The sequence below is a fragment of the Paenibacillus sp. P4_A7 genome (assembly GCF_056402455.1).
Map to the genome: position 1 here is coordinate 1 of NZ_JBFUHJ010000417.1, position 5,016 is coordinate 5,016.

General features: G+C 42.0%; 4 protein-coding genes and 1 pseudogene. All 5 read right to left on the minus strand.

Going from position 1 to position 5,016, the window contains the following annotated elements; translation table 11 throughout:
* The coding region (locus AC1DWN_RS27760) for a divergent PAP2 family protein (RefSeq protein WP_477562122.1) at positions 1-148 on the minus strand (148 nt) is incomplete at its 3' end.
* Between the two features lie 101 nt (positions 149-249).
* A complete protein-coding gene (locus AC1DWN_RS27765) occupies positions 250-2,556 on the minus strand; it encodes a helix-turn-helix domain-containing protein (protein WP_477562119.1) in 2,307 nt (768 codons plus the stop codon).
* Positions 2,557-2,670: 114 nt separating this feature from the next.
* Positions 2,671-4,185: an extracellular solute-binding protein gene (locus AC1DWN_RS27770; protein WP_477562120.1), complete on the minus strand. Its 1,515-nt coding sequence runs from the start codon at positions 4,183-4,185 to the stop codon at positions 2,671-2,673.
* Positions 4,186-4,278: 93 nt separating this feature from the next.
* Entirely contained in the window at positions 4,279-4,659 is a 381-nt protein-coding gene (locus tag AC1DWN_RS27775; RefSeq protein ID WP_477562121.1) for a Rieske (2Fe-2S) protein, read from the minus strand.
* A gap of 20 nt (positions 4,660-4,679) precedes the next feature.
* Positions 4,680-5,016 (minus strand): annotated as a pseudogene (locus tag AC1DWN_RS27780) (ABC transporter permease); the annotation flags it as partial.

Here is a 5,016-nt window from a genome sequence, read left to right on the forward strand (position 1 = left end):
CACCACTAGAATGCGAGCTGGGCATCCCACCTGATTCAAGCATATTACGAGCATCCCATTTCCCTGACTTGGCATTATGCAATGGCAGCTTTAGCAGTTGAGCTGCACCTACGGCGGCAATTGCCGTTCCTAACCCTCTATTCCTCACAACCGTTCAACCTCCCGTTCTTACTCTTACGGTAGTTTGACCGATTCCGCATGAACCATGCTTTTTATTTGTTTCATATCCTGCAGATCATCATACCTTCTCTATTTAAATTGCTCTCGATACTGACTCGGAGTTATTTTCACAATTTTCTTGAAGTTACGATTGAAATTGGAGGCTGTGCTATAACGCAGCTTCTCTGCAATGTCGGAAATCTTCATATCTGTTTCCTTCAGCCACTTCTTGGACACTTCGATTCGATATTGCGATAAATATTCTGTGAAGTTAATTCCCGTATCCTTCTTGAACACTCTGCTAATATAGCTAGGATGATAATTCAGGCGGGCAGCAAAGAGCTCAATATTAAGGTCCTTATCATAACTCTCATGAATAGCTTCAATTATTTCTTTAGAGATATTAACCTCTTGTTTTCTTTGCTTATCCTCCATCCATTTGATCAAGGGCATCAAAACCTCTTGTTCAAACCACGATTGAATTTTGTCAGGAGATTGCATTCTTAGCAAGATATCCGATGTAAAGACATCCTTCTGAAAAATATCTTGTACAGATGCTCCCGCGTCCTGCACCATCCCCGTCAAATTATTGAATAATCTACCTAAGAATATTTGATAGTCGTAGTGGTTCACAGTGTTCTCAAAATAACGAGAAACCATTTGCTCGAGGCCCTCTTTCGCTTGTACGATATCCAATTGTCTGACAGCCTCTAGAATGCGGAACTCCATATCCTTAGGATAGCGAAAGTGAACCTGCTTCTCTGGTTGAACCTCATCAATAAAAAGGATGGACTCCTGTCCCAATCGAATTCGATAGGCTAATGCATCTAAGCTTTCCTGATGCGCAACAGGCGCATGGACGAAATGACTATAGCCACGACTTATGCCAACACTGACCTTTAATTTCAGGTAATGCTTTATATTTCTCTGAATACTTTCCGCATTATTGAACACTGATACCTTAAGCGGTATGGCGACGTCAACGGGGGAGCCAACAAACAATAGCAGACACTGATTTTGAATGATCGGACTAAGCCTCATGCCTGTAGGAATGATTTCCTCAACCATGTTATGAATGGCAAACAACAACAAGTCAGTATCCTTTTCCGAATATTGCGTATCTTCTAATGTATCAATTTGCAGGGCAATCATGCACCACTGATCCCAATCGACCGGATAACCATACTTTTCAAGATTGTCCTCCAGCTCATCCGCCTTAATATCTCCTAGAAGCAACTTGATGACATAGAACACGCGTGCTTGCCTGTTTAAGCTCTCGATCTCATCGACCATTCTCGTTTGCGACTGTACCATATGTTGAACCTGATCACCAATATACTGTAGCTCATTTCCCTTTAACAGTATGGCATCAGGTTTGATGAACCTATAAATTCGACGTATCGGTGAATACATTCGAAGGGAAACAATAATTGAGGTGATAACAACAAGTACAATAAGAATGCCAATCGCGATTATTGTATAACCTCTTATGATTTTCGAATTTTCAGTGAGGCTTTCCAGTGGGGTTAGAGAAATGTAAGTCCATTGATTGTATAAGGACCGATTATAGATGACTGCATACTTCTTACCCTTAATCTCATAGCTAAAAAATCCTGCAGGCTCAGTCTTCTTTAAAAGCTCCATATAATAAGTGCTATTCCCTACATTCGTCCCAATTTCATCAGAATTCATATGAGAGAGGATGTCCCCATCGGAATCTACAATCATAACGGTTCCCAGCTGCCCTCCCCCAGTTAAACGTTTACTTATCTCGTTCATGGGAACGTTAACCGTGATCAAACCATAGGGGTCGGAGGAATTAAGAGGAATATGTTTAATCAGCTTTAATACAAAGCCTAACTTCTCATCTTTAATTAACTTCCAATAGGAACGCTTCTGATCGTCTCGGTAGGCTGTAAGCTGCTGCTTCAATTGTCGAAGATATTCATCCTGCACATTATTCGATTTTCGAGCTTCCATGGGGTACACGGACCCACTCTCCACTAGCCAGTTCTTACGAAAGCTGATCAGATGAACATCATTAATGCCCAGCTCGAATACTTGGATTTGTACCAGCTTATAAATCAAGCTCTTAAACGTCGTTAAATACTCATATTGGTAGGGAAGATCGAGCGCAGTAGACATGGAAACTGCGTTTGTCGTCACTGGTCCTCCGATCGTCTGGGTCGTAAGCGTATCGATTGTTCTCAGATGGGACTCCACCTGTTCCTTGTTCTGTTGCAGAATAAGTCGGTTTCCCGCTGTAACCTCCTCCTGAACAATCGTCGCAGATTTCGTGTACGACAAATAACCTAGCAGGAGCAGAGGCAGGATTCCCAGTATACAACTAATAAGAACAAGGCTTTTAAAGAAACTAGGTGTTTTGAATCGTTTCATGTAAGCCTCCTGAAATGTTCTCGATACAAAATTCACGTTAATTTAAATTATCAACCCATAATCAAAGTAATACAAGGGGATTGCTCTTGTGGACGCAATCCCCTCTATTCGTTATTATTTCTGAGAATATAACTCTGCCAATTCATTCGCTACCTGACTGCCACCGATTTTCTTCCATTGCTCAATCACAGCATCTAGACCCGCTTCATCGATTTTACCAAGAATAAATTGGATTGACGCGTCTTGAAGAATCGTTTTTAATTGTTCACCTTTTTCTATTTGCGTTGGAGAGATCAGCCCAATCGACGGATCTGAGATACTGACATCTGCATGCTCTTCCATTCTTGATTTCAGCATCACATTCAATTCGGATTGCCCAGGTGGATACATAGCCGCATCGTTGACAATAAGGTTTTTCAAATCGTCAATATTGAATTTCTCGTTATCCGGCTTTTCTTCATTCTCAGTCACTAGCTTCGTAAATTTTTCTGTCGCTTCTGCACTATTCTGGGTATCGAAATAGCGCAAAACCTTTTTGAGTTCGTCTTCCGTTTTCACGCTGGTCTTTGGAATCATCGCTCCGCCGTAATGTCCTGCAGTAGCGAACGCTTTACCTGCGATCGGATGTCCAGCGACCAGTTCAAAACGGTTTTTGGTTTCTTCCATTTGGAAATAGTAGAACGTGACGACCGCATCTAGCGGTTCTAGGCTGACACCGACCTTATTGTTGTACAATTCCTTTCTTGCTTCATTACGAACAACAACTGGAAAATTCGCATTGACCAGCCCTTCCGAATACAATTTCCTAACAAATTTCAGACCTTCTTTGTATTCTGCTGTCTCTATATCTTTAATGAATTTACCTTCCTCGAATTTCCAATTGTTCGGTGCCCCGAACCAAGAATAGATATCAGCAGGAACAACACCTTCGTATAACATCATACCGTAAGTATCATCTTTTCCATTACCGTCTGGATCTTTCTCCTTGAAGGCCTTCACCAAATTATAGAATTCATCAATTGTCGTTGGTAATTCCAAGCCTACCTTCTCCAGCCAGTCCTTACGGATGATCAATCCATTTCTGACAAGCGGACGAGGACGAGGGATAACATACATTTTCCCATCAATTTGCAAATTGTCCAACATTTGTTCGTTAAAGTTCGCAAGGTTAGGGAATTCTTTTAAGTAGGGGCTAATATCCCAGAACATCCCAGACTCAATACCATTAATAATCGAGGTGATAAATGGATTATCTACCATAATAACCTGAGGCATTTCCCCGGATGACATCGTAACATTTAGTTTCTCCGCATATACGTTCGAAGGAACATACGTCATTTTCAAGTCTGCTTTAGATATCTCTTCAATCGACTTGATTACCGCACCATCGTCCGCTGGAGCCGTGTCAGTGTGATAAATATTCATCATGGAAACGTTCACAATTTCTTCCGTAGCAACATCCGTCGAAGCACCCGCAGTTGTTGAAGGAMTCGTAGCAGTTGCAGGACTCTTAGTGCTATCTCCAGTATCCTCTATTTCCGCATTTCCGCATCCCGACAATACCACTGTAACCATCAGCATCAGACATAGCATCAGAACCCACATTTTATTACCTACAACCCTCTTCAAATCAATTCCTCCCTTACTCTATTTTCTATTTTATTTATTAAAAGATGCTGACGCAATAGACGCCCCATCATTTAATCGCTTGTTTGTGTAGCTTTAGAGCAGGAGATAAATGTCCTCTTTAATTAATTCTATCTCACCTCTTTCCAGGCTTTCATGCTCCAGAATGCCCCGTCTTAGCTTCACATTGGGATCCACCAGATGCTCCCCATTCGTCAGATCGAATTCCCATCCATGCCAAGGACATCGTAAAATTTCATTTTCACGACCTAATTTATATTCATAAACCTGTGAAGGTAATCGTGTACTCGTAATCGTTCCCTTGCACACCGGAGCACCGAAATGCGGGCATACATTTCTCCAAGCGACTATTTGTCCCCGTACCTCGAATAGCCCAAATTCAATGCCCTTTATCGTGACAAGCTTACATTCCCCTTCACGAATCTCATCTCTTCTAGCTATCCAATACTTGTTCACTTTCTATTCCTCCCTATCGATCATCCCTTAACCGAGCCCAAGAGGGCCCCTTTAGAGAAATGCTTTTGCAAGAACGGATAAACTAGTAATATCGGTAAGGTCGCTACCGTGATTACCGCCATCTTGACTGTATCCGCCGGAATAGATTGCTCTCCCGCTACCATTCCTTGCTCAACAAAGCCAGCTTGCGAAACCATTACGATTTGTCGCAGAAGCACTTGGATCGGCCATTTTGTTGTATCGGTGATATAGAGAATGGCATGCATATAAGTGTTCCATTGGTATACAGCGTAGAAAAGTGTAAGTGTGGCAAGCGCCGGCATTGATAAAGGGATGATGATACGGAACAGCATCCGC

Bases quoted from the DNA above. Each gene is read 5' to 3' on its own strand.
- AC1DWN_RS27765 (WP_477562119.1), bottom strand. From the start codon at position 2,556: ATGAAACGATTCAAAACACCTAGTTTCTTTAAAAGCCTTGTTCTTATT.